Source organism: Streptococcus sp. KR (assembly GCF_002238115.1).
GTDB lineage: Bacteria > Bacillota > Bacilli > Lactobacillales > Streptococcaceae > Streptococcus.
The window spans coordinates 1-226 of sequence record NZ_NGVM01000342.1; the positions used below are offsets into that span (position 1 = coordinate 1).

General features: G+C 43.4%; 1 protein-coding gene. It reads left to right on the forward strand.

Features of this window, described 5'->3' with window-relative positions; genetic code table 11:
- Positions 1–226 (forward strand): lyase family protein (locus CBI42_RS12215; RefSeq protein ID WP_256963851.1); only part of this gene is annotated, 226 nt, incomplete at both ends.

Genomic DNA, 226 nt, shown 5'->3' on the forward strand with positions numbered 1-226 from the left:
AACGTTAACGAAGTTATCGCCAACCTCTGTCGTCAGCTTGACGGTTCTGTGACGATTCTTCCCAACGATGACGTCAACCACTCGCAAAGTTCTAATGACACATTTCCAACGGCAATGAATATTTCAGCGATCACCAGTATTTTGAAGCTGAAACCCGCAATTGAACACCTGATTGCGGTTCTCAAAGAAAAGCAAAAACAGTATTGGAACGTCGTCAAAATAGGTC